25 protein-coding genes and 1 pseudogene are annotated in these 23,410 nt (G+C 74.1%); 22 read left to right on the forward strand and 4 right to left on the reverse strand.

All coding sequences use genetic code 11. The annotated features are described in order from the left end of the window. Positions 1–69: 69 nt before the first annotated feature. Entirely contained in the window at positions 70–462 is a 393-nt protein-coding gene (locus TR49_RS11620) for a VOC family protein (RefSeq protein ID WP_369405307.1), read from the reverse strand. Positions 463–533: 71 nt separating this feature from the next. On the opposite strand from TR49_RS11620, the gene TR49_RS11625 reads away from it, so the two are divergent. From TR49_RS11625 to TR49_RS45470, 3 genes and pseudogenes are all read left to right on the forward strand, one after another. Further along, on the forward strand, positions 534–980 hold the full coding sequence (locus TR49_RS11625; RefSeq protein ID WP_042380503.1) for a MarR family winged helix-turn-helix transcriptional regulator: 447 nt from the start codon (positions 534–536) through the stop codon (positions 978–980). A gap of 44 nt (positions 981–1,024) precedes the next feature. Next, positions 1,025–1,198 carry a hypothetical protein gene (locus TR49_RS11630; protein ID WP_042380504.1) on the forward strand — a complete coding sequence of 58 codons (174 nt, stop codon included), beginning with the start codon at positions 1,025–1,027 and terminating at the stop codon, positions 1,196–1,198. Between the two features lie 243 nt (positions 1,199–1,441). Further along, positions 1,442–1,648: pseudogene (locus TR49_RS45470) on the forward strand (DJ-1/PfpI family protein); the annotation flags it as partial. Positions 1,649–2,183: 535 nt separating this feature from the next. On the opposite strand, the gene TR49_RS11640 reads toward TR49_RS45470, so the two are convergent. After that, entirely contained in the window at positions 2,184–3,272 is a 1,089-nt protein-coding gene (locus TR49_RS11640) for an MGDG synthase family glycosyltransferase (RefSeq protein WP_042380507.1), read from the reverse strand. Between the two features lie 189 nt (positions 3,273–3,461). Between TR49_RS11640 and TR49_RS11645 the strand changes: the two genes are divergently transcribed. After that, a complete protein-coding gene (locus TR49_RS11645) occupies positions 3,462–4,334 on the forward strand; it encodes an SDR family NAD(P)-dependent oxidoreductase (protein WP_084724825.1) in 873 nt (290 codons plus the stop codon). Positions 4,335–4,392: 58 nt separating this feature from the next. Beyond that, a complete protein-coding gene (locus tag TR49_RS11650) occupies positions 4,393–5,289 on the forward strand; it encodes a DMT family transporter (RefSeq protein ID WP_042380509.1) in 897 nt (298 codons plus the stop codon). A gap of 42 nt (positions 5,290–5,331) precedes the next feature. Here TR49_RS11650 and TR49_RS39880 read toward each other — a convergent pair whose 3' ends face one another. Together TR49_RS39880 and TR49_RS11660 are read right to left on the reverse strand one after the other, a co-directional pair. Beyond that, complete coding sequence (locus TR49_RS39880; protein WP_160311577.1) at positions 5,332–5,808, reverse strand: ATP-binding protein; 477 nt, start codon at positions 5,806–5,808, stop codon at positions 5,332–5,334. 135 nt (positions 5,809–5,943) lie between these two features. After that, positions 5,944–7,095, reverse strand: coding sequence for a baeRF2 domain-containing protein (locus TR49_RS11660; protein ID WP_042380511.1), 1,152 nt, complete (start codon positions 7,093–7,095; stop codon positions 5,944–5,946). 551 nt (positions 7,096–7,646) lie between these two features. On the opposite strand from TR49_RS11660, the gene TR49_RS11665 reads away from it, so the two are divergent. From TR49_RS11665 to hypE, 17 genes are all read left to right on the forward strand, one after another. Further along, positions 7,647–7,895 carry a hypothetical protein gene (locus tag TR49_RS11665; RefSeq protein WP_042380513.1) on the forward strand — a complete coding sequence of 83 codons (249 nt, stop codon included), beginning with the start codon at positions 7,647–7,649 and terminating at the stop codon, positions 7,893–7,895. Beyond that, positions 7,892–8,155, forward strand: coding sequence for a hypothetical protein (locus TR49_RS11670; RefSeq protein ID WP_042380516.1), 264 nt, complete (start codon positions 7,892–7,894; stop codon positions 8,153–8,155). The genes TR49_RS11665 and TR49_RS11670 overlap by 4 nt, the downstream gene beginning before the upstream one ends. 169 nt (positions 8,156–8,324) lie before the next feature. Then, complete coding sequence (locus tag TR49_RS11675; RefSeq protein WP_042380519.1) at positions 8,325–10,070, forward strand: hydrogenase maturation protein; 1,746 nt, start codon at positions 8,325–8,327, stop codon at positions 10,068–10,070. Between the two features lie 96 nt (positions 10,071–10,166). Next, on the forward strand, positions 10,167–11,243 hold the full coding sequence (locus tag TR49_RS11680; protein ID WP_042380523.1) for an NADH-quinone oxidoreductase subunit B family protein: 1,077 nt from the start codon (positions 10,167–10,169) through the stop codon (positions 11,241–11,243). A 73-nt stretch (positions 11,244–11,316) separates the two neighbouring features. Next, on the forward strand, positions 11,317–13,077 hold the full coding sequence (locus TR49_RS11685) for a nickel-dependent hydrogenase large subunit (RefSeq protein ID WP_042380525.1): 1,761 nt from the start codon (positions 11,317–11,319) through the stop codon (positions 13,075–13,077). Continuing rightward, positions 13,074–13,634 (forward strand): NifU-related iron-sulfur-binding protein, encoded by a 561-nt coding sequence (locus TR49_RS11690; RefSeq protein WP_042380528.1) that lies wholly within the window; start codon positions 13,074–13,076, stop codon positions 13,632–13,634. The genes TR49_RS11685 and TR49_RS11690 overlap by 4 nt, the downstream gene beginning before the upstream one ends. Beyond that, the gene (locus TR49_RS11695; protein ID WP_042380530.1) at positions 13,631–14,290 is read left to right on the forward strand and encodes a DUF5947 family protein; all 660 of its coding nucleotides are present in this window, start codon (positions 13,631–13,633) and stop codon (positions 14,288–14,290) included. Before TR49_RS11690 ends, TR49_RS11695 begins: the two co-directional genes overlap by 4 nt. After that, the gene (locus tag TR49_RS11700) at positions 14,287–14,970 is read left to right on the forward strand and encodes a DUF6084 family protein (protein ID WP_236653328.1); all 684 of its coding nucleotides are present in this window, start codon (positions 14,287–14,289) and stop codon (positions 14,968–14,970) included. The genes TR49_RS11695 and TR49_RS11700 overlap by 4 nt, the downstream gene beginning before the upstream one ends. Then, positions 14,967–16,400, forward strand: a complete 1,434-nt coding sequence (locus TR49_RS11705) for a hypothetical protein (protein WP_042380534.1) — start codon at positions 14,967–14,969, stop codon at positions 16,398–16,400. Before TR49_RS11700 ends, TR49_RS11705 begins: the two co-directional genes overlap by 4 nt. Beyond that, on the forward strand, positions 16,397–17,002 hold the full coding sequence (locus TR49_RS11710; RefSeq protein ID WP_084724804.1) for a hydrogenase maturation protease: 606 nt from the start codon (positions 16,397–16,399) through the stop codon (positions 17,000–17,002). The genes TR49_RS11705 and TR49_RS11710 overlap by 4 nt, the downstream gene beginning before the upstream one ends. Positions 17,003–17,067: 65 nt before the next feature. Further along, positions 17,068–17,169: a DUF6893 family small protein gene (locus TR49_RS47005; protein WP_439654095.1), complete on the forward strand. Its 102-nt coding sequence runs from the start codon at positions 17,068–17,070 to the stop codon at positions 17,167–17,169. Between the two features lie 114 nt (positions 17,170–17,283). Beyond that, complete coding sequence (locus TR49_RS11715; protein ID WP_042380536.1) at positions 17,284–17,676, forward strand: hydrogenase maturation nickel metallochaperone HypA/HybF; 393 nt, start codon at positions 17,284–17,286, stop codon at positions 17,674–17,676. Positions 17,677–17,681: 5 nt separating this feature from the next. After that, positions 17,682–18,428 (forward strand): hydrogenase nickel incorporation protein HypB, encoded by a 747-nt coding sequence (gene hypB / locus TR49_RS11720; RefSeq protein WP_042380541.1) that lies wholly within the window; start codon positions 17,682–17,684, stop codon positions 18,426–18,428. 7 nt (positions 18,429–18,435) lie between these two features. Continuing rightward, on the forward strand, positions 18,436–20,778 hold the full coding sequence (hypF, locus tag TR49_RS11725) for a carbamoyltransferase HypF (protein ID WP_042380544.1): 2,343 nt from the start codon (positions 18,436–18,438) through the stop codon (positions 20,776–20,778). A gap of 37 nt (positions 20,779–20,815) precedes the next feature. Beyond that, positions 20,816–21,148 (forward strand): HypC/HybG/HupF family hydrogenase formation chaperone, encoded by a 333-nt coding sequence (locus TR49_RS11730; protein WP_042380546.1) that lies wholly within the window; start codon positions 20,816–20,818, stop codon positions 21,146–21,148. After that, positions 21,145–22,305, forward strand: coding sequence for a hydrogenase formation protein HypD (gene hypD / locus TR49_RS11735; protein ID WP_042380548.1), 1,161 nt, complete (start codon positions 21,145–21,147; stop codon positions 22,303–22,305). The genes TR49_RS11730 and hypD overlap by 4 nt, the downstream gene beginning before the upstream one ends. Before the next feature lie 91 nt (positions 22,306–22,396). Continuing rightward, a complete protein-coding gene (hypE, locus tag TR49_RS11740) occupies positions 22,397–23,386 on the forward strand; it encodes a hydrogenase expression/formation protein HypE (RefSeq protein WP_152627214.1) in 990 nt (329 codons plus the stop codon). The last annotated feature ends 24 nt before the right edge of the window (positions 23,387–23,410 follow it).

A 23,410-nucleotide genomic window follows, 5' to 3' on the forward strand; every position in this document is an offset into this window, starting at 1 on the left:
GCTCGTGCTGGTGGAGACCGCCCGCCTGGCGGGACGACGCCGAGGAAGCCTCTCGCGGACGCCGAGCGGTCAGTAGGACTGGAACTCCAGCAGGCGGCCCTCAGGGTCACGGACGTGGGCGGTGCGGCAGGTGGGACCCCAGTCGGGACGGTCGGTGGGTCCGGCCACGTCGTGTGCGCCTCGGGCGAGGCAGAAGGCGTGGGCCGCCGCGACATCGGGGACGCGGCAGACCAGCATCGTCGAGTCCTGCGACACCGGCTGGGGCAGGTCGGCGGTGCCGGCGAGCGCCGCCATCGCGGCCCGGTCGAGCATCGACACGGCTCCCTCCTCGCCGAGGTCCCAACTGGCGTAGGGGCCTTCCTCGCCGCCCTTGGTGAGGTGGGCGCCGATCAGCTTCGGCAGGAAGGCGTCGTAGAAGCGAAAGCTCGCCGCGAAGTCGGCGACGAGCAGGCGCGGGTACATGGCGTCCACGGAACCGAACCCCCTGAATAGTAGGAGTAGACCAACGATTGGTGGCCACCTACTATAGACGGGTGATCGAGACGCCGCCCACCCTCACCGCCCTGACCACCTACCTGCTCTCCAAGGTCGGCCGGGACGCCCGCGCGCAGCTCGCGGATCGCCTGGCGCGTAAGGGGCTGCGTCTGTGGCACATGGCGACCCTCGCCGCTCTCGTGGACTTCGGACCGCACGCCCAGCGGGAGTTGGCGGTGCGGCTGGCCGTACACCCGAGCGACATGGCCAAGCTCCTCGACGAACTCGCCGGGCGCGGCCACGTCGCCCGCGAACGCGACCCCGCGGACCGCCGCCGGGTGCGGGTCACCATCACCCCGGAGGGACGCGCCGCCCTCACTGCGCTCGACGCTGAGGCGACCGCGGTGCAGGACGCCGTCCTGGCCCCCCTGACGGCGGACGAGCGCACCGTCCTCCACGACCTGCTGCTGCGCCTGTACGACGTGGGCGGCCTTGGCGAGGTGTGACCTGCCGGGGGCGGGGCAGACGCGCTCCGAGGAGGTGGACTGTCATGCTGGTTCTGATACTCGTTCTGCTACTCGCCATCGTCCTCGGCGGCCTGGGCTTCGCCGTGCACGTGCTGTGGTGGATCGCCCTTGCCGTGCTGGTGCTCTGGATCCTGGGCTTCCTGTTCCGTGGCGCGGAGAGGTCAGGCTCCCGCCGTGGCCGACGGTACAGATGGTGAGCCGGAATCGGCTCCCGGCGGCGGCCGCTGACAGCATGTCAGCGGCCACCGCCGTGCACGTCCTCGCACCGTGCGGATCAGCCGGTCGCGGGGACCCTCGCCGCTCCTTGATCGCCTCCACGACTGTCGTTGCTCTTCCCCGCACGGGCGAGTGTTCGCGCGGGCACGGAGCGGCTGGGAGCGGAGACGCGGTCACACTCGAAGGACGCGCGGACGCCTTCCTGGTGGCCCCGGAGGGAGGCCGGCAAGCCGGTCGCCGCGATCTGCCACGGACCGTGGCCCCTCGTCGAGGCCGACGTGGTGCGCGGCCGGACCGTGACGTCCTGGCCGAGCCTGCGCACCGACCTGGCCAACGCCGGGGCAGACTGGGTGTACCGGCAGCTCGTCGTGTGCGAGGGCGGCGACAGCAGGCTGATCACCAGCCGCCAGCCCGATGACCTCGACGCGTTCGACGACGCCCTGGTAACCCTTCGCCCGGCAGGCGCCCGCCGAGCTCTCGACCGCCTGGCACTGACCCGCCGGGCCCGATCCGAGGAGGATCCCGCCGTGCACGCCACGATCCCCGCACCCCCCGACCCCGACGTGGTGCCGGTCCCCGGCCCCACCGAACCCCCGGTGCCGATGCCTCCAGACCCGGACCGCCCGGTGCCGCGCCCCGGGCCCGATCCGGACCCATTGCCGTACCCCGACCCCGAGCCGGCCAGGCCCACCGAGCCCCCGGCCCGGCCGCCCGAGCCCGAACCGAAGCCGTCCGGCCCGGGCGCGCCCTGACGGCGTGAGCCCGTGAGGGCGTGATCATGCCCGGCACCTGGCGCCGGGCATGATGACGCCCTCCGCCGACGAGGGCGGAACCGGCTGGTAGCCGTTGTCGCTCGCGTCGGGGCTGAGCGAGCCCGGCGGTCTGTCCGGCGGTCCGGCTCGGGCGACACTCGGCGACTACCCAGGGCTGCGCCCCGTACGCGCACGGTGCGGGCGCATCGCGGCGTCAGGCGTCACTTTGGGAGGGGGAGTCGGCGGGACGCCGCCGTGCGGCGAGGGCGGCCAGGACGGTCTCGGCAGTGCCCGGGAAGAGGCCGTCGGCGGCCGGGGGAGCGGTCTGCGGCCCAGTGGTCGCCTCGGTGAGCGCGACCAGCAGGGCCCCCGGGGAGTCCGCCAGGCGGGTGAGGCCGAGGGCGGCCATCGCCAGGACGCCGTCGCGGCCGTGGCCGGGCAGGGGGCGGTAGGCGACCACGGGGACGCCCAGGGCGAGCGCCTGCAGAGCCGTCTGGCCGGCGGCGTTGTCGATCAGGGCGGCACTCCCCGCCAGCACCGAGGGCAGGTCGCGCTGCCAGCCCAGGGCGGTGACTCCTGGGAGCCCCCGCAGCGAACGCCGCATCCGCTCGTTGCGGCCGCACAGCACCACCGGCGCGAAGCCGGCACCGGTCAGGGCCGTCGCGGTCTCGGCGAACCGGGTGCCCGCGCCCCACGCACCGGCCGACAGGAGCACACGCGGCCGACCGAGGGCGGAGCTGCGTGCCGGGGCCCGCGGCGGCAGGAACCGGTCCGCGAGGACGGCGCCGACGGCCCGGGCCGGGCGGCCGGTCGCGGCGTGGGTCTGACCGGCCGCGTCCTCGGTCAGGCACAGGTACTGGTCGTTCCCGGGGTGCAGCCACTGACGGTGGACGGCGAAGTCGGTGACCACGACGGCCGTCGGCACCGTGAGCCGGCCGAGCGCCCGTTCCCGCCCGGTCGTCTGCGCCGCCAGGTGGAACACCGGGACCACCAGGTCGGGTCGCAGGCGGTCCGTCAGTTCCCGCAGCCGCGGACCGATGACGGCGGCGAGGGGACTGGTGCCCGGTCCGGGGGCGGGCCGGAAGAACGCCGCGTACAGCGCGGAGTAGACCCAGGGAGCGTGCCGGATGCAGCCCTGGTAGAAACCGCGCAGTGCCGCCCCCGCCGCCCGGGACGGGAGCAGGCGCAGCACGTCCACGGCGATCGCGTCGTGGCCGAGGGCGTCGAGCCGGGCGGCCAGCGCGCGGGCGACGGCGTCGTGCCCGTCGCCCATGCTGGCGCTGAGGATCAGGAACCGGCTCATCCTCCCCACCGTAGGCGGGCAGCGTCGGGGCGGCCCGTCTCGGCGCGCCTGAACGCCGGGTCTCGGGGAAGGTGGAAGGAGAGTGAGCGGGCGCGGGGCGCGCCCGTGACGCCCGCCGTTCTCTCCCGCCGCAGTTCGCCGCAGTTCGTCGCTGTTCCTCCGCTGTTCGGACAGGAGCCCGCCGTGACCTTGTTCCACCGGGAGGCGCAGCCTTCCGGACGCCCATCAGGACACCGCGGCACGGCGGACCCCTCCGCCCGGGTCGATGCCGCAAGGGTCGACTCCGGAGGGGCGGCTGCCGCGCAGGCGGATTCCGCACGGGTCGGGCTGGTCACGGGCGCCTCCTCGGGGATCGGCGCAGCCGTCGCCGAACGGCTGGCCGTCCAGGGCGGCTGGCGGCTCGTGCTGAACGGGCGCGACCGGACCCGGCTGGACCGGGTCGCGAGGCGCACCGGCGGACTCGCGCTCCCGGCCGACCTGACCGCGCCCGGCGCGCCCGAGGCGCTCGTCACCGCGGCGACGGTCGCGGCGCAGGACCGGATCGGGCTGCTGGTGGCCGCTGCGGGTGTCGGCTGGGCCGGGCCGCTGTCGACGATGCCCGCCGACGCCGTCGACCGGCTGCTCACCGTCGACCTGCGTGTCACTGTGCAGTTGGTCCGCCTGCTCCTGCCGCCGATGCTCGCCTCGAAGGACGGGCACATCGTGCTCATCGGCTCGGTCGCCGGCAGCCTGGGCGTGCGCAACGAGGCGGTCTACTCGGCCGCCAAGGGGGCCCTCGGGGTCTTCGCCGACGCGCTGCGCCAGGAGGTGCGCGGCTCCGGCGTGCGGATCACCCATGTGGTCCCGGGCGTCGTGGACACGCCGTTCTTCGAGCGGCGTGGCGTCCCCTACGCCCGGTCCCGGCCGCGTCCGATCCCGCCCGACCGGGTGGCCGACGCCATCTGCCGCGCGGTGGCCGTCGGACGCGAACAGGTCTACGTGCCCGGCTGGATGCGCCTGCCGGGACTGGTCCGCAGCGCCGCTCCCGGGCTCTACCAGCGGTTGGCCTTCCGCTTCGGCTGAACAGGCGGCCCTCCGGCTGCGAGCGGCCGACGACGACCCGACGGGAGGACGCACCCCGGTGACCTCGCTGGCCGTCCTGTGCGCGATGGTGTGCGCCGCCGCCAACGCGGCCGTCTCCGCCCTGCAGCGGCTCGCCGCCCTGGAGACGCCGGCGACCGGCGCCGGGCCGCGACGACGGTGGTTCCGGCTGCTGCGCAGCAAGGCCTGGTGGGCGGGCTCGGCGGCGCTGGTCCTGGCCGCGGTCGCGCAGGCCGCGGCGCTGGGCCTCGGCAGCCTCTCCCTGGTCCAGCCGTTGCTCGCCTCCGAGCTGCTGTTCGCGTTGCTGGTGGGCACCCTGGTGTTCCGACACGCGCCGGGCCGCCGCACCTGGGCGGCCTTCACGGCGCTCGCCGCCGGACTGGCCCTGTTCCTGGCGGCGACCCGTCCACGCCCGGGCGACGCCTCGGCCACCACGGCGCGCTGGACGACGACCGGCGTGGTCGTCGCCGCCGTGGTCGTCGCCCTCGTGGGGGCGGCCTTCAGAGTCCGCGGCGCACCCCGCGCCGCACTGCTGGGCTGCGCGACGGCCACGGGGTTCGCGATGACGGCTGCCCTGATCAAGGAGACCCTGGCGCGCGCGGGCACGGCCGGCTTCGCCGAGGTGTGGCTCAACTGGCCGGTGTACGTCTTCGCCGCCACGGGCGGAGCCAGCTTCCTGCTGCTCCAGGCCACGTTGCGGGCGGGCACGCTACGGGTCTCCCAGCCCGCGCTGACGCTCGTCGACGCGCTGGTCAGCCTGGTCCTCGGCGGGGTCCTGTTCGGCGACCGGCTCGCGCTCGGAGTGAACCTCGTCCCGGCCCTGGCGGGGTGCGCGCTGATCGTGGTCGGCGTGGTCGGTCTGAGCCGGTCGAGGACGCTCGCCGAAAGCTGGGACACCCGCGACGCACGCGCGTCCGGACCGGACGGGGCCGGCTGAGCCGCTGGCGCAGGCCGGGGCAAACGGTGCCGCGGGCGCGTGCTACCTCGGCGCACCGTCGATCTGGTGGCGGCCGGAGCGGTGCGGCGGAAGAAGGGCCGGACCGAAGAGCATCGGCATCCGCAGTTCCGCCCACACCGTCTTGCCCTGCCGCCGGGGGAGCACGCCCCAGCGGCGCGCCAGGCGCTCGACCAGGTACAGGCCGTGGCCGGACGGCCTGGCGGGCAGGTGGGGCCAGACCAGGCGCGGTGACCGTTGGTTGCTGTCGCTGACGGCGATGCGGAGCCGGGTGCCGTGCCAGGAGAGCTCCACCGCGCGTGCGCCGCCGCCGTGCTGCCGGGCGTTGGCCAGCAGCTCGCCCGCCACCAGCACGGCGTCCGAGGCCTGTTCGGACTCCCCGTCGAGGCCCCAGTGCGCGAGCGTGTCGCGCACGTGGCGCAGGCCGTGGCCCGTCCCGAGTGGCGCGTCGTAGCGGAGCAGACGGGCTCGACCCGTCGGCGCCGAGCTCAATGAGACCACCGAAGACTCCTGGAGGAATCGTGAGATCCGGCTCTCGCGCGGCTACCCCGGCGGGGTTCGGCTCACACCCTCAAGTCTTCGTTCCCGGGCCGGAGTTTTTCAAATCTGTTCGCTTTGTGCATCGCGCTGCCCCGCTCACGCGGCCTGCGACCAGCGCAGCAGCGCGCCGACGCCGCCGATCGGGCCGGGCGCTCCCGCCGGGACGGTGATCGCGTCCGCGTCCAGGGCGACGGCCGCGCGCAGCAGGGCGTCGTCGGCGCGGGCCGGCACCGGGTACCGGGCGCCGAGCGCGTGAGCCTCGCTGCGCCCCGGGGCCAGCTGGCAGGCCTCGGGGCCGGTCCAGACCGTGCGGGCCGCGTCGCCCGAGGAGTCGCCCAGCAGGAGTGTGTCGAGACTGCGGTCCCGCGCCGCGCGCAGCACCTGCGGAACGCCTTCGGCGGTCCGGCCGCCCATCTCAGGCGCCACCGCGTGTCCGGTCCCCGGGTCCCTCGCGCGTCCGGCGGCGAGCCGGGCCAGGGCGCGCTCCATGTGGTCGGCCTCTGCGCGCGCACGCACCCGTTCGAGCTCCTGGTCCAGGGCGTGGTCGCCACCGGGTGCGCGCCCGCCGCTCGGCAGCTCCGTGACGTCGGCGTCCAGCGGGTGCGGCAGCCGCCGGACCACCTCGTGCCGCTCGCGGGCGTCCCCGGCCAGCACCACGACGCAGCCTGGGGCCGCGTCGTGCTGCCGGGCGACCTCGTCGGCGATCACCTGGGCGGTCCGGTCCCAGGTGTCCTCCACCCGGTGCTGGTAGTGCCACTCGTAGCGGTCCGAGGGGACGGTGCGGTGTCCCCGATCGCGCCACTGCGGGCCCTGCGCGCTGGTGAGCGGACGCCGGCCGTGTCCGTCGCACAGCTCCAGGTCCGCGCCGGTGCGGTCGATGAGCGCGAGCAGCACGTCGGGGTGGTCCGCGCGCAGCGGCAGCAGCGGCGCGAGCCGGGGCAGCGCGCTCCAGGCGGTCAGCGCGGTCGCCGGTGCGCAGGCCAGCGGCAGGTCCAGGACGACCTTGCCGTCGGTGGCGTAGACCGCCCGCGCCGCCGGCGTCCCGGAGGGCGGCTCGCCCGCCAGGTGCCGGGTCAGGGCGTCGACGGTGCGTTTGTCGGCGCCGAGCCGTGCGAGGTCCCTGGCGGCGGCCCGGATCCGCAGTTCGGCCTGTTTGGCGCCGTCCTCCGTGGTCCGGGAGGTGTCGATGACCACGCTGGCCCAGGGGCCGGGCCGGTCGAGCAGAGGATGGAGGAACGTCAGTTCCATGGCTGCCTCGATTCCTGTGGTTCGAAGTTCGCCATTACGGCCCATGCCCCGCCGCGACCGCCCCCACGCGGATCACCCGCCACATTCGTGACGCCGGGCCCAACGCCGGACCCCGCGCGCCCCGGACACACGGCCCGTCCCCGCGCGGCCCGCGGCACGTTTGCCGCCACCGCGCGGGGTAGGCGCGCGGCAAGCCCGGCGACGTGTCGAGCCGTACCCGTGGGATCCGGAGGAGCGCGCTCGCGATGGTCGGAAACGGAGCGACGGGACATCCGGGCCGCAGCAGACCGGCGAGCCCGCCGACCCGCACCAGCAGGCCAACCGGTGGCACCCGCTCGACGCTGCGGACGGCCGCGACTTCGGGGCGCACGGCTCCTTCGACGCCCGCGCGCACAGCCGCAGCGCGCTGACCTGGCTCGCCGAACGGGCCACCGCGCTCGCGCTGCCGGGCGGGACGGCTCGCGGTTTGCGGGCGGGGGTGCCGGGCAGGCGCGCGGTGAACACACGTCGGGCCCGACGCGCTCGACGTCACGCAGGAACGGGTGAGATCGGTGGAACTGGAGCTGAAGGCGGAACCGGGCTGCACGTGGGAGCAGGGGACGGGGGAGATCCACCTGTGGCACCTGGTCCGGGCACACAGCGACACGACCCTGTGCGAGCTGCGGCTGGACCACGCCGACCCGACGCGACCGGCGGAGCCGTCCGCCGAGGTGTTTCCCGAACGGCTCTGCCCCGTCTGCCGCCGCCGCTGCGCGGAACTGCTGCCGTTCGGGGCCGAGCCCGGGACGGCCCTGAGATGAGCCGGTACGAGCTGCGCGCGGAGCACCAGCCGGCCGATCCGGTGGGCCGGGAGGTCGTGCGCTGGCACATCGTCCGCGCGCATCATCTGGTGGCCATGTGCGGGCGGCTGATCGACCCGGTCGGCGACCACCGCTCCATGCGCCAGGTCAGTGAGCTCGCGGCGCACCGCCGCTGCGACGACTGCTGGGACTGGTGGGAGGTCGTCCGGGAGGCCCACGGCGAGCCGCTGACGGCCACCGAAGCCGAGATGCATCGCTGACGTCGCCGGGCCCACGGCCGCCGGGCGGGAGTTCGAAGAACGGTCCCGGGCGTTCGGGTGACCTGACGGCGCGGGTCCCGCGCCGGTCGTTGACGGCGTATCAGGCTTTGTCGGTGGACCCAGGTGCGCGTCCGGACGGGCGGTGCGCCGGGCCCCCGAGGAGGCCCACGTGGAGATCCTGCTGCTGGCGTCCGGCTTCAACAGCCTCACCCAGCGCGTGTTCGCGGCCCTGCGGGACCGCGGCCACGCCGTCGCGGTGGAGTTCGCCCTGAGCGACGCGTCGCTGCGTGCGGCGCTGGCCCGGCTGAGACCGGAGCTGGTCGTCGCCCCCATGCTGAAGACCGCCGTCCCCGAGGACGTCTGGTCGTCCGTCCCCTGTCTGATCGTGCACCCGGGACCGCTCGGCGACCGGGGCCCGTCCTCGCTGGACCGGGCCGTCCAGGAGGGACGCGTCTGCTGGGGCGTCACCGTCCTCCAGGCGGAGGCGGAGATGGACGCCGGGCCGGTGTGGGCGACGGTGCCGTGCGCGCTGCCGCCGCGCGGCAAGAGCGACCTGTACCGGGGCGAGGTGGGCGACGCCGCGGTCGAGGCCGTCCTGCTGGCGGTCGAACGCTTCGCCTCCGGCTCCCACCGGCCGCTCTCCCAGGACCGGCCGGAGGTGCGCGAGCTCGTCTCGGCGCGGCCCCTGCTGCGGCAGGACGAGCGCCGCATCGACTGGACGCGCGACGCCACCGCGGAGATCCTGCGCCGGCTGCGGTCCGCCGACTCGCAGCCCGGGGTGCTCGACGAGATCGACGGCGTGGAGTGGTTCCTGCACGGCGGCGAGGAGGAGGACCGGCTGCGGGGCGTCCCCGGCGAACTGCTGGCCACCCGGGCCGGGGCGGTCTGCCGGGCGACGGTCGACGGCGCGGTGTGGATCCCCCAGATGCGGGCCCGCCGCCGCCCCGGCGGTCCGCCCGCCTTCAGCCTGCCGGCCGCGCTGGCCCTGGCCCTCGCCGCCCGCGGCCGGACGGACCGGCCGCCGCTGACGCTGCCCGAGTCGCCCGTCCCGCTGGAGCTCGCCGCCGGGCGCCGCACCTGGAGCGACATCCGCTACCAGGAGGTGGGCGAGGTGGGTCTGCTCTGGTTCTCGTTCCCGGGCGGGGCCATGAGCACCCATCACTGCCGCCGGTTGCTCGCCGCCTACCTGGAGGCGTGCCGCCGCCCCACCTCGGTGCTGGTCCTGGGCAGCCGGCGGGACTTCTTCAGCAACGGCATCCATCTGAACGTCATCGAGGCGGCCCCCGACCCCGCCGCGGAGTCCTGGGCGAACATCAACGCCATCGACGACCTGGTCGAGGCGGTGCTGACCACGACCGACCGGCTGGTCGTCGCCGCGCTCGGGGGCAACGCGGCCGCGGGCGGGGTGATGCTGGCGCAGGCCGCCGACGAGGTCTGGTGCCGTCCCGGCACTGTCCTGAACCCCCACTACCGCCTGATGGGGCTCACCGGCTCCGAGTACTGGACCTACTCGCTGCCCAAGCGGGTGGGAGCGGCCGAGGCGGAGCGGCTGACGGCGGCGGCCCTGCCGGTCGGCGCGGAGCGCAGCCTGGACCTGGGCCTGGTGGACCGGATCCTGGGCGGCGCGCCCGAGGAGTTCGCCACCGCCGTCATCCGGTCGGCCCAGCGGCTGGCGGCGAGCCCGGGGACGCAGGCCAGGACCGCCCGCAAGAAGGCCGAGCTGGACCTCCATCAGGGCGAGCGGCCGCTGCATGCCTACCGGAACGAGGAGCTCGCCCGGATGCACGCGGTCTTCTTCGATCCCGAGCATCCCTACCACGCGCTGCGCCGCGCCTTCGTGCGCAAGGAGCGGCCCGCGGCCACTCCGGAGCACCTGACGGCGTACCACCGTTCGGCGGTGTCCGGCTCACCCTGACGCGCCCCGTGGGCGCGCGCCACGGCGTGGCACACGTTATCCAGGAGTCAGGACGCCGTTGTCTGGCTCCGTACAACCTTCCCTTTGGAGGCATCCATGTCGGATGCGCAGACTTCCACCGCCACGGCGGACCGCGGGGCCGAAGAAGAGGCCCCCATCCACATCCTCTGGATCAACGCGGGACTGAGCTGCGACGGCGATTCCGTCGCCCTCACGGCCGCGACGCAGCCGAGCATCGAGGAGATCGCGCTGGCCGCCCTCCCGGGGCTGCCGAAGATCGCCGTCCACTGGCCGCTGATCGACTTCGAGTGCGGTCCGGTGCAGGGCGCGGACAACTTCATCGAGTGGTTCTTCAAGGCCGACCGCGGCGAACTGGAGCCGTTCGTCCTGGTGATCGAGGGGTCCATCCCCAACGAGGCCATCAAGCGCGAGGGTTACTGGTGCGGCTTCGGTGACGACCCGGCCACCGGCCAGCCCATCACCACCAGCGAGTGGCTGGACCGGCTCGCCCCCAAGGCGCTCGCCGTCGTGGCCATCGGCACCTGTGCCACCTACGGCGGCATCCACGCCATGGAGGGCAACCCGACCGGCGCCATGGGCGTGCCGGACTACCTGGGCTGGGACTGGAAGTCCAAGGCCGGCATCCCGATCGTGTGCGTGCCGGGCTGCCCGATCCAGCCGGACAACTTCGCCGAGACGCTGACCTACCTGCTCTACCAGGCCACCGGCCAGGCGCCGATGATCCCGCTGGACGACAAGCTGCGGCCCACCTGGCTGTTCGGCGCCACCGTGCACGAGGGCTGCGACCGCGCCGGCTACTACGAGCAGGGCGACTTCGCCACCTCCTACGACTCGCCCAAGTGCCTGGTGAAGCTGGGCTGCTGGGGTCCTGTCGTGCACTGCAACGTGCCCAAGCGTGGCTGGATGGACGGCATCGGCGGCTGCCCGAACGTCGGCGGCATCTGCATCGCCTGCACCATGCCGGGCTTCCCGGACAAGTTCATGCCGTTCATGGACGAGCCGCCCGGAGGCAAGATCTCCTCGGTCGCCAGCGGTGTCTACGGCGCGGCGATCCGCAGACTGCGCGCCGTGACCATGAAGACGGTCGACCAGGAGCCCAAGTGGCGTCACCGGGGCGACAAGCTGACGACCGGTTACCGCAAGCCCTGGTAGTCGGCGCGCCCGACCAGAGCTGAGACAGCTGACAGAGCGTCACCGAACCGACGAGGAAAGAGCGCAGACCACCATGGCGGCAGACGGCTTGCTGGAGATGTCCTGGGACCCGATCACCCGGATCGTGGGCAGTCTCGGCATCCATACGAAGATCGACTTCAAGCAGAAGCGGGTCGCCGAGTGCTACAGCACCTCGTCCGTCTTCCGCGGCTACAGCGTCTTCATGCGCGGCAAGGACCCGCGTGACGCGCACTTCATCACCAGCCGTATCTGCGGCATCTGCGGCGACAACCACGCCACGTGCTCGGTGTACGCGCAGAACATGGCCTACGGCGTGAAGCCGCCGCACCTGGGGGAGTGGCTGATCAACCTCGGCGAGTCCGCCGAGTACATGTTCGACCACAACATCTTCCAGGAGAACCTGGTCGGGGTCGACTACTGCGAGAAGATGGTCAAGGAGACCAACCCCGGCGTGCTGGAGCTGGCCGAGCGCACCGAGGCCCCGCACGCGGCCGACCACGGCTACCGGACCATCGCCGACATCATGCGCTCGCTCAACCCGCTCGAGGGCGAGTTCTACCGCGAGGCGCTCCAGGTCTCCCGCTACACCCGCGAGATGTTCTGCCTCATGGAGGGGCGCCACGTGCACCCCTCCACCCTCTACCCCGGCGGTGTCGGCACGGTCGCCTCGGTGCAGCTGATCACCGACTACCTGAGCCGGCTGATGCGCTACGTCGAGTTCATGAAGCGCGTCGTGCCGCTCCACGACGACCTGTTCGACTTCTTCTACGAGGCCCTGCCGGGCTACGAGGAGGTCGGCCGCCGCCGCGTGCTGCTGGGCTGCTGGGGCGCCCTGAACGACCCGGCCTACTGCGACTTCACCTACCGCAACATGACGGACTGGGGACGGCGCATGTTCGTCACCCCGGGCGTCGTGGTCGACGGCAAGCTGGTCACCAACGACCTGACCCGGATCAACCTCGGCATCCGGATCCTGCTCGGCAGCTCCTACTACCAGGACTGGGAGGGCCAGGAGCAGTTCGTCACCCACGACCCGCTCGGCAACCCGGTCGACCCCCGCCACCCGTGGAACCAGCACACCATCCCGGCGCCGCAGAAGCGGAACTTCGACGACAAGTACAGCTGGGTCATGTCCCCGCGCTGGTTCGACGGCACCGACCACCTCGCCCTCGACACCGGTGGCGGCCCCATCGCCCGCCTGTGGTCCACCGCGCTCTCCGGCCTGGTCGACATCGGCTACGTCAAGGCCACCGGCCACAGCGTGATCATCAACCTGCCCAAGTCGCTCACCAAGCCGGAGACCACCTTCGAGTGGAAGATCCCGCAGTGGAGCAACGCGCTGGAGCGCAACCGGGCCCGCACCTACTTCCAGGCCTACGCCGCCGGCGTCGCCCTGCACAGCGCCGAGCAGGCGCTCAAGGAGATCCGCGCCGGACGCACCCAAACCTGGGAGAAGTTCGAGGTGCCGGACGAGTCCATCGGCTGCGGCTTCACCGAGGCCGTGCGCGGCGTCCTGTCGCACCACATGGTGATCCGCGACGGCAAGATCGCCAACTACCACCCCTACCCGCCGACGCCGTGGAACGCCTCCGTGCGCGACAGCTACGGCACGCCCGGCCCCTACGAGGACGCGGTGCAGAACACCCCGATCTTCGAGGAGAACCCGCCGGACAACTTCAAGGGCATCGACATCATGCGCGCCGTGCGCAGCTTCGACCCCTGCCTGCCCTGCGGCGTCCACATGTACGTGGGCAACGGCAAGACGGTGGAGAAGATGCACGTCCCGACCGGCCTGAGCGGTCTGGCCGGATGACCGGCGCCGTCGACACCAAGGCGCCGAACGCCCAGCAGACCGCGGCCCGCGTCGAGGAGCTGCTGGACCGGCTCGCGGCCAAGGACCCGGCGGCCGCCGCCACGGCGGAGGAGCTCGTGCGCGCCCTGATGGAGTTCTACGGCGCGGGCCTGGCCCGCGTCGTGGGGCTGCTCTCCGGGCGCTCCGGCACGCCGCTGACCGCGCTGTTGGACGACGAGGTCACCGCCGGGCTGCTGGTCCTGCACGAGCTGCACCCCGACGACGTCGCCGCCCGCGTCGGCCGCGCGCTGCGCTCCGCCGGGGCAGGCTCGCTCGAGGTCGTCGAGCTGGACGAGGCCAACGGACGGTTGACCCTGCGTCAGGAGGACGAGGGCGGCGGACACGGCTGCGGCTGCCCGAGCACCAACGCCGCCCTGCGCGACCAGCTGGAGGCGTCGCTGTCCTGCTTCGCGCCGGAGATCACCTCCGTCGAGATCGCCGCCGACGAGCCGGCGCGGCGCGAACCCACGCTGCTGCAGATCGGCCGACGGCCCGCCGTCTCCTCGGAGGCCCGATGAGCGCGGGCCTCCCGCCGGCTCCCGCCACCGCTCGCGGCGGGCTGCGGCGCTTCACCGCGCCGCGCCCGCCCGCCGTCGAGCGGTGCGAGCTGTGTGCGACGCCGGTCGCTCCCGAGCACCGGCACCTGGTGGACGTCGAACGGCGCGCGCTGGCCTGCGCCTGCCCGCCCTGCGCCGCCCTGTTCGACCGCGACGGCGTGGGCGGCGTCCACTACCGCGCCGTGCCGCGCCGCTACCTGCACGACCCGGCCTCCCCCCTGACCGAGGACGCCTGGGCGCTGCTGCGCATCCCCATCGGTGTGGCCTTCCTGCTGCGCAACTCCGTGCTCGGGCAGGTCGTCGCCTGCTTCCCCGGCCCTGCCGGGGTGACCGAGAGCGAGATCGAACCGGCCGTCTGGGACCGCTTCACGGCCGCCACCCCGCTCGCCGCCGAACTGCTCCCGGACGTCGAGGTGCTGCTGGTGCGCCGCACCGACGGACACCACGCCTGCCATCTCGTCCCCGTCGACGCCGCCTACGAACTCGTCGGGCGGATGCGCCTGTTCTGGCAGGGCTTCGACGGCGGGGCCGAGGCCCATGTCGAACTCGACGCGTTCTTCGCCGACGTGGCCCGCCAGTCCCGTCCGCTGCCGCGCCCGGCGGTGGTGGAGCGGTGAGCGGCGGCCTGGACTTCGCCTGCGTCGGCGTGCGCGCCGAACCCTACGCCGCGGGCCCCACCCTGGTGTTCCGCGTCAGGATCACCGCGGGCGGCGAGGACCGGCGCGTCCACGCGATCGCGCTGCGCTGCCAGTTGCGCGTCGAGCCCGCCCAGCGCCGCTACAGCGACGCCGAGGCCGAGGGCCTCGGGGACCTGTTCGGCGAGCGGGAGCGCTGGGGTCGCAGCCTCAACCCGATGCAGTTCGCCCAGGTGTCGGTCGTGGTCCCGGGTTTCGACGGCAGCACCGAGGTGGACCTGCCGGTCCCGTGCAGCTACGACACCGACATCGCCGCCACCCGGTACTGCGAGGCCCTCGCTGACGGTGAGGTGCCGCTGCTGCTGCTCTTCTCCGGCACCGCCTTCCGCGGCCGCGGCGGCTTCCAGGTCGAGCCGGTGCCCTGGAACAAGGAGGCCGTCTGCCGGATGCCGGTCGCCGTGTGGCGGGAGATGATCGACCAGCACTTCCCCGGCTGCGGCTGGCTGCGTCTGCCGCGCGACGTGCTGGACGCCCTGCGCGCCTACCGCTCCCGCCACGCCCTGCCGTCCTGGGAGGCCACCGTCGAGCAGCTGCTCGACCGGGCCGACGAGGGCGCGCCCGCGGACGCCCGCGTGCCGACCGCCGAGGGGAGCCCCAGGTGACCACCACGGCCGCCGGCCCGTGCTTCGACACCGCCCGCGAGGCCGCCGACGCGGTGCTCTACGAGGGATACGTGCTCTACCCCTACCGGGCCTCGTCCGCCAAGAACCGGATGCGCTGGCAGTTCGGCGTGCTGGTGCCGCCAGCCTACGGCACGGACGTCGGCGAACACGCCTGGCACCGCACCGAGTGCCTGGCCGAACCGCGCGCGGGCGCCGAACTCGTCGCCCAGGTGCGGTTCCTGCACGCGCAGCGGCGCACCGTCCAGCGCGTCGAACCGGACCGCTCCCACCGCACCGTGGAGAGCCTGGAGCTGCCCGACAAGGTCCTGGTCCCGTGGGACGAGGGCGTCGAGGAGTGCGTGGAGTTCCGGGTGCCCGTCGCGCAGCTGTGCGAGCACGGCTCCAGGCCCATGGTCCTCCCGTTCCGCCGCCCCGCCGCCGAGGAGATGGAGGAGGTCCGCGACGAGGCGGGCCGCTCCGTCGGCCGGCTGGTGCGCCGACGCGAGCGGATCGACGGCGTGCTGCGGCTGTGGGCCGTCGAACTCCCCGGCCCCTACCGGGTGGTGCGGCTGCGCGCGGTCGTGGAGAACACCGGCGAGTGGAGCCCCGGCACCGGCCGCGCCGGCGACCGGGACGCGGCGCTGCCGCACGCGCTACTCTCCGCGCACCTGCTGCTGGGCCTCACTGCGGGCTCGTTCGTGTCGATGACCGACCCGCCCGAGTGGGCCAAGGCGCTCGTCGCCGAGTGCCGCAACGAACGCACCTGGCCCGTGCTGGCCGGGGCCGACGGCCGCGCCGACGTCGTGCTCTCCTCGCCGATCATCCTGGAGGACCACCCCAGGATCGCCCCGGAGAGCTGCGGCGCCCTCTACGACTCCACCGAGATCGACGAGATCCTGGCGCTGCGCACCGCCACCCTCACCGAGCAGGAGAAGCGCGAGGCGCGCGGCACGGACGAACGCGCCGCCGCCGTGGTCGACCTCGCCGACTCGCTGCCGCCGGAGATCTGGGAACGGCTGCACGGCGCGGTGCGCTCACTGCGCGAGGTCACCGAAGGGCCGCCGGTCCTGGTCACCCCGGGCGAGGAGCGCGACGCCCTGGAGGACCTGATGACGCCCCAACTGCCCTGGTGGGACCCGGCGGCGGACCGCAGCGTCGACCCCGGGAGCGACCACGTCGTGGTCGACGGCACGCCCGTCCGGGCCGGCAGCAGGGTCCGGCTGCGGCCCGGCAAGCGGCGCAGCGACGCGCAGGACCTGTTTCTCAACGACGCGCCCGCGCTGGTGGAGGCCGTGCTGCACGACGTCGACGGCCTGGTCCACCTCGCCGTCACCCTCGACGACGACCCGGGCGCGGACCTGCGCCGCGAGCAGGGCCGGTTCCTGTACTTCCAGCCCGACGAGGTGGTTCCCGTGGAGGCACCGTCATGACGCAGCCTGAGGCGGAACGGGCGCGGGCGGGCGGGGCCGATCCGGGGCTCGCGACCGGCGACGCCCCGCAGGCGATCCGCGCGTCGGCCGGACCCGACGCACCGGAGGCCGCCCCGCGCCGGGTGCTGGTGGCCGGGCTCGGGAACATCTTCCTGTCCGACGACGGCTTCGGCGTCGAGGCCGCCGGGCGTCTCGCCCGGCGTGAACTGCCCCCCGGTGTCGAGGTCGTGGACATCGGCGTCCGCGGCGTCCACCTCGCCTACCAGCTGCTGGACGGCTACGACACCGTCGTGCTGCTCGACGCCACCGCCCAGGGCGGCGAACCCGGCACGGTCTACCTCATCGACCACGCCGAAGCCGCCGCCCCCGCCGAGGCGGTGATCGACGGCCACCGGATGACGCCCGACGCGGTGCTCGCTCTGCTCGGCACCCTCAGTGTCGGCACGGGCGGGACGCGCCCGCGCCGCGTCGTCGTGGTCGGCTGCGAACCGGCCTCGCTGGAGGAGGGCATCGGGCTGAGCGCCCCCGTCGCCACGGCCCTGCACGAGGCCGTGGCCGTGGTCCTGCGCGTGCTGGCCGAGGACACGACCCCTGTCCGGTGACGTCGACCGCAACCGAACCGACCCGAACCGACCTGAACTGGCCCGAACTGACCGAGGAGGTGCACATGATCAAGTTTCTCTGCGGGATGACCGTCCTCGCGGCCGTCGGCATCGCGGTGGCCAACATGGACGACATCAAGCGGTATCTGAAGATGCGCTCGATGTAGACGCGTCCGAACGGTGGACCCTGCGACGCCCCTGACGGCGTGGCGGGGCCACCGGCCGGAGCAGCCGCCGTGTAATCGACCCAAAGGCCGCGGCGTCACGAGAGCGGGAGCGCGATGCACGAGATGTCGATCGCACTGGCCGTCGTCGGCCAGGTCGAGTCGGCGGCGCAGGCGGCCCGGAGGAGCGACGACGCCGCGCCGACCGCACGCAGCGTGACCCTGCGCGTCGGCGAACTCGCCGGAGTGGTCCCCGAGTCGCTGCGCTTCTGTTTCGAACTCGCCTGCGCGGACACCCTGCTGGTTGGGGCAGAGCTGCGCTGCGAGACGGTGCCGGGCCGCGCCCGGTGCACCCCCTGCGACGCCGGCTGGGCCACGGGCCTGCCGCCCGACCTCACCTGCCCGCGCTGTGGCGGCGGGGCGAGCGAGCTCACCGCCGGGCGGGAGTTGGAGATCGCCGAGGTGCGCTGGGCCGAACCGGCCCGCGTGCCCACCCCCGAGGAGGACTGACGCCCGTGTGCCGTGTGACCGAGCTGCAGCAGGCCGTGCTCGCCAAGAACGACCGGAGCGCGGACGACCTGCGCGCCCGGCTCACGGCCCGCGGCACCAGCGTCGTCAACCTTCTCTCCAGCCCCGGCAGCGGCAAGACCGCGCTGCTGGAGGCGGAGCTCAAGCTGGCGTGTGAGCGCGGCGTCCCCGTCGCCGCGCTCACCGCCGACCTGGCCACCGAGAACGACGCGACGCGGCTGGCCCGCTCCGGCGCCCCGGTCAAGCAGGTCCTCACCGACGGGCTGTGCCACCTGGAGGCGGACATGCTCGAAGGGCATCTTGACGGCTGGCTGCCCGACCCGACCCGCCTGCTGTTCGTCGAGAACGTCGGCAACCTGGTCTGCCCCGCCTCCTACGACCTCGGCGAGATGCTGCGGGTCGCCCTCGCGTCGGTGACCGAGGGGGAGGACAAGCCGCTGAAGTACCCGAGCGCCTTCGGCCTCGCGCACCTGGTCGTGGTCACCAAGGCCGACCTCGCCGAGGCGGTCGAGTTCGACGGCGAGACGTTCCTGGCGAACGTGCGGCAGGTCAACCCGGGCGTGGAGGTCGTCTTCACCTCCGCCCGGCGCGGACAGGGCGTCGGAGAGATCCTCGACCGCGCGCTCGCGGCCCACGAGGCCGGCGGCCCCGCCCACCACCCGGTCATGGCGACCGCGCCACAGACGCACGGCCACCACCACGGATCCCCGCACGTCCACGCGCACTCCCACTGAGGCCGCCATGAGCGCTCCCACCGCCGACCCGGAAGAACGCCGCCGCGTCACCGTCCAGGGCGTGGTGCAGGGCGTCGGCTTCCGCCCCTACGTGTTCGGCCTGGCCAACGAGCTGCGCCTGACCGGCTACGTCTCCAACACCGCCGAGGGCGTGATCGCCGAGGTCGAGGGCGCGGGCGGCGCGGTGGCGGCGTTCTGCGCGCGGCTCGCCCCCGAGGCGCCGCCGCTGGCGGTCGTGCAGTCGGTCCGCCACGAGCCGGTCGCGGTGCGCGGTGACGCCGCGTTCACCATCGAGGCCTCCCGGGCCGGCGGCGCGCGACGCACGCTTGTCTCGCCCGACACCGCCACCTGTGACGCCTGCCTCGCCGAGCTGCGCGACCCGGCCGACCGCCGCTACCGGCACCCGTTCGTCACCTGCACGCACTGCGGGCCGCGGTTCACCATCGTCACCGGCCTGCCCTACGACCGCGCCAACACCACGATGGCGGGCTTCCCGATGTGCCCGCGGTGCGCCCGCGAGTACGAGAACCCGGCCGACCGGCGCTTCCACGCCCAGCCGGTGGCCTGCCACGACTGCGGCCCCCGGCTGCGGCTGCTGGTCAACGCGACCGGCGGACCGGTGGCCTGCCCCGGCGATCCGGTTGCCGCGGCGCGCGGGTTGCTGGCGCAGGGCGCGATCGTCGCCGTCAAAGGACTCGGCGGCTACCACCTCGCCTGCGACGCCGCCGACGAGCAGGCCGTCGCCGAGCTGCGGCGCCGCAAGGCGCGCGGCGCCAAGCCGTTCGCGCTGATGGCGGCCGACCCGGACGAGCTCGCGGCGCTGGTCCGCATCGGTCCGGAGGAACGGGTCCTGCTGACCGGCGCCCGTCGGCCGATCGTGCTGCTGCGCCGCCGGCGGGACACGGACGGGCAGGCGCGTGCCCTGGTCGCGGACGCCGTCGCGCCGGGCAGCCCCGACCTCGGCGTGATGCTGCCCTACACGCCCGTGCACCACCTGCTGCTCGGCCTGCCCGGCGATCCCCCCGGCCCGCGCCTGCTCGTGATGACCAGCGGCAACCTGGGCGGCGAGCCGATCGTCACCGACGAGGCCGACGCGTTTGCGCGGCTCGCCCCGCTCGCCGACGCCTGGCTCACCCACGACCGTCCGATCCACGTGCCCTGCGACGACTCCGTGGTGCGCGTCGTCGACGGAGAGGAACTGCTGGTGCGCCGCTCGCGCGGCTATGCGCCGTTCCCCGTCGCGCTGCCGTTCGCCGTGGCGCCGACCCTCGCGGTGGGCGGCGACCTGAAGAACGCCTTCTGTCTCGGGCGCGACCGCCAGGCCTGGCTCTCCGCCCACATCGGGGACATGGACGACCTCGCCACCCTCGCCGCGTTCGAAGGCGCGGAACGACAGTTGGAGTCCATCAGCGGCGTCGTGCCGGAGCGCCTCGCCGCCGACCGCCACCCCGGCTACCGCTCCGCCGGCTGGGCGCGCCGCAACGCGGACGGACGTCCGATGCGGACCGTGCAGCACCACCACGCCCACATCGCCTCGGTACTGGCCGAGAACGGGTGGGAGGAGGACGCGGGCCCGGTCCTCGGGATCGCCTTCGACGGCACCGGCTACGGCGACGACGGCACCGTGTGGGGCGGCGAGGTGCTGCTCGCGGACTACGACGGCTTCCGCCGCGTCGCCCACCTCGCCGAGGTGCCGCTGCCCGGCGGCGACGCCGCCGTCCACCGCCCCTACCGGATGGCGCTCGCCCACCTGTACGCCGCCGGGCTGCCCTGGAGCCCCGGACTGCCCTGCGTCGACGCCTGCGGCGTCGACGAACGCCGGGTCCTGTCACGGCAGTTGGAGCGCGGGCTGAACTGCGTGCCGACCTCCAGCGCCGGGCGCCTCTTCGACGCCGTCTCGGCGCTGGCCGGGGTGTGCCAGAAGGTGCACTACGAGGCGCAGGCCGCGATCGAACTCGAGGCTGCCGCCTGCGCCTGGGACGGCCCCGTCGCCGAGCCCTACCGGTTCGGCGTGCGGCCCGTCCCCGACGCGCCGCTGCGGATCGACGCCGCCCCCATGCTGCGGGCCGTTACCGCCGACGTGGCGGCGGGAGTCGACAAGCGGCTGGTCGCGGCCCGGTTCCACGCGGGCCTGGCGGCGTCGGTCCGTGAGGTCTGCCGACGGCTGCGCGAGCGCACCGGCGTCGGCACGGTCGCGCTCAGCGGCGGCGTGTTCGCCAACGCGCTGCTGCTGACGGCCTCCCTGAACGGTCTGCGTGAGGACGGCTTCACGGTGCTGCGGCACCGCCTGGTGCCGCCCAACGACGGCGGCCTGGCCCTCGGTCAGCTCGCCGTCGCGGCCCGACCCTGAACAGCGGGAAAGCGACACGAGGCAAGGAGAACAGCCCATGTGCCTGGCGGTGCCCGGCAAGGTCATGTCGATCGAGGAGAAGGAGGGGACCAGGATGGCCGTCGTCGACTTCGGCGGCGTCGTCAAGGACGTGTGCCTGGAGTACCTGCCGGATCTGCAGGTCGGCGAGTACACCATCGTCCACGTCGGTTTCGCCCTGCAGCGCCTGGACGAGGAGTCGGCGCGGCAGACGCTGGCCCTGTTCGAGGGACTCGGCCTGCTGGAGGAGGAGTTCGGCGACCAGTGGGAGCTCGCGGCCAAGGCCGCTGGGGCGGACCAGCCCGCGGACCGGCCCGCGGACGAGCCCGGTGCGAAGGAGGCGCGGGCGTGAAGTACCTCGAGGAGTTCCAGAACCCGGTGCTGGCCCGCCGACTGCTGGACGAGATCCACGCCGTGACGACCCGTCCGTGGGCGCTGATGGAGGTCTGCGGCGGCCAGACGCACTCCATCATCCGGCACGGCATCGACCAGCTCCTGCCCGAGCAGGTCGAGCTGATCCACGGCCCCGGCTGCCCGGTCTGCGTCACCCCGCTGGAGACCATCGACAAGGCCCTGGAGATCGCCTCCCGGCCCGGGGTGATCTTCTGCTCCTTCGGCGACATGCTGCGCGTGCCCGGCACCGACCGCGACCTGTTCCAGGTCCGCAGCCAGGGCGGCGACGTGCGCGTCGTCTACTCCCCGCTGGACGCGCTGCGCATCGCCCAGCAGAACCCCGAGCGCGAGGTCGTCTTCTTCGGCATCGGCTTCGAGACCACCGCCCCGCCCAACGCGATGACGGTCTACCAGGCCCAGAAGCTGGGCGTGAAGAACTTCAGCATGCTCGTCTCCCACGTCCGGGTGCCTCCGGCGATCGAGGGCCTGATGACCTCGCCGGACTGCCGGGTGCAGGCGTTCCTCGCCGCCGGGCACGTGTGCAGCGTGATGGGCACCGAGGAGTACCCCGAGCTGGCCGAACGCTTCAAGGTGCCGATCGTGGTCACCGGGTTCGAGCCGCTCGACATCCTGGAGGGCGTGCGCCGCGCGGTGCTCCAGCTGGAACGCGGCGAGCACCGCGTCGACAACGCCTACGCGCGCGTGGTGCGCCCGGAGGGCAACCCGGCGGCGCGGCAGATGCTCGCGGACGTCTTCGAGGTCACCGACCGCCCCTGGCGCGGCATCGGCACCATCCCCGCCAGCGGCTGGCGGCTGTCCGAGCGCTACCGCGCCTTCGACGCCGAGCACCGCTTCGACGTCGGCGACATCGCCACCGTGGAGCCGGCCGCTTGCCGCGCGGGCGAGGTGCTGCAGGGCCTGCTCAAGCCGCACGAGTGCGAGGCCTTCGGCACCACCTGCACCCCGCGCACGCCGCTCGGCGCGACGATGGTCTCCAGCGAGGGCGCCTGCGCCGCCTACTACCTCTACCGCCGACTCGGCGGCACGAGCAGCGCCGCGTCGGCCGCGCCGGCGACGAGCGCGGCGACCGGCAAGGAGGCGAGCCCCGTTGGCTGACATCGTCGACACCCTCGCGACCGGCGCCGACCGCCCGGACTTCTCCGGCTTCAGCTGCCCCGCGCCGCTGCGCGGCGGCGAGCGGGTCGTCATGGGCCACGGCGGAGGCGGCATGCTCTCGGCCGAGCTGGTCCGGGACGTTTTCGCCCCCGCCTTCGGCGGCGAGCACCTCGCCAAGCTCGGCGACTCGGCGGTGCTGAGCCTCGGCGGGGCCCGGATCGCCTTCTCCACCGACACCTTCGTGGTGCGGCCGCTGTTCTTCCCCGGCGGCAGCATCGGCGACCTGGCGGTCAACGGCACCGTCAACGACCTCGCGATGAGCGGCGCCGTGCCCGCCTACCTCGCCTGCGGCTTCGTGCTGGAGGAGGGCGTGGAGCTGGACACCGTCCACCGCGTCGCCGAGGCGCTCGGCGCAGCGGCCCGGCGCGCCGGGGTGGAGGTCGTCACCGGCGACACGAAGGTCGTCGAATCCGGCCACGGCGACGGCGTCTACCTGAACACCTCCGGTGTCGGGCTCGTCGCCCCCGGAGTCGACATCCGCCCGCAGCGGGCCCGGCCCGGCGACGTCGTCATCGTCAGCGGCGCGCTCGGCGAGCACGGCGTCGCGGTCATGAGCATGCGCGAGGGCCTGGAGTTCGGCGTCGAGATCGTCAGCGACTGCGCGCCCCTGGGCGATCTGGTCCGGGCGCTGCTGGCGGCCGTCCCCGACGTCCACGTGCTGCGCGACCCCACCCGCGGCGGGCTGGCGGCCGCGCTCAACGAGATCGCGGTCGCGGCGGGCGTCGGCGTCACCGTCGACGAGCGCGCCGTGCCGGTGCCGGCGGAGGTGGCCAACGCCTGCGCGATTCTCGGGCTGGACCCCTGGTACGTCGCCAACGAGGGCAAGCTGGTGGCCTTCGTGCCCCGCGAGCACGCCGACGCGGCCCTGGCCGCGCTGCGCGCGCACCCGCTCGGTGCGCAGGCCGCCGTGATCGGCGAGTGCACCGACCAGCACCCGGGCATGGTCGTCGCCCGCACGGGCCTCGGCGGCACCAGGGTGGTCGACCTGCCGCTGGGGGAGCAGCTCCCGCGGATCTGCTGAGCGGGCGTCAGCCGAACACGGCGG

Origin of the sequence: Streptacidiphilus melanogenes (assembly GCF_000787835.1) — a bacterium.
GTDB classification, from domain to species: Bacteria; Actinomycetota; Actinomycetes; order Streptomycetales; family Streptomycetaceae; genus Streptacidiphilus; species Streptacidiphilus melanogenes.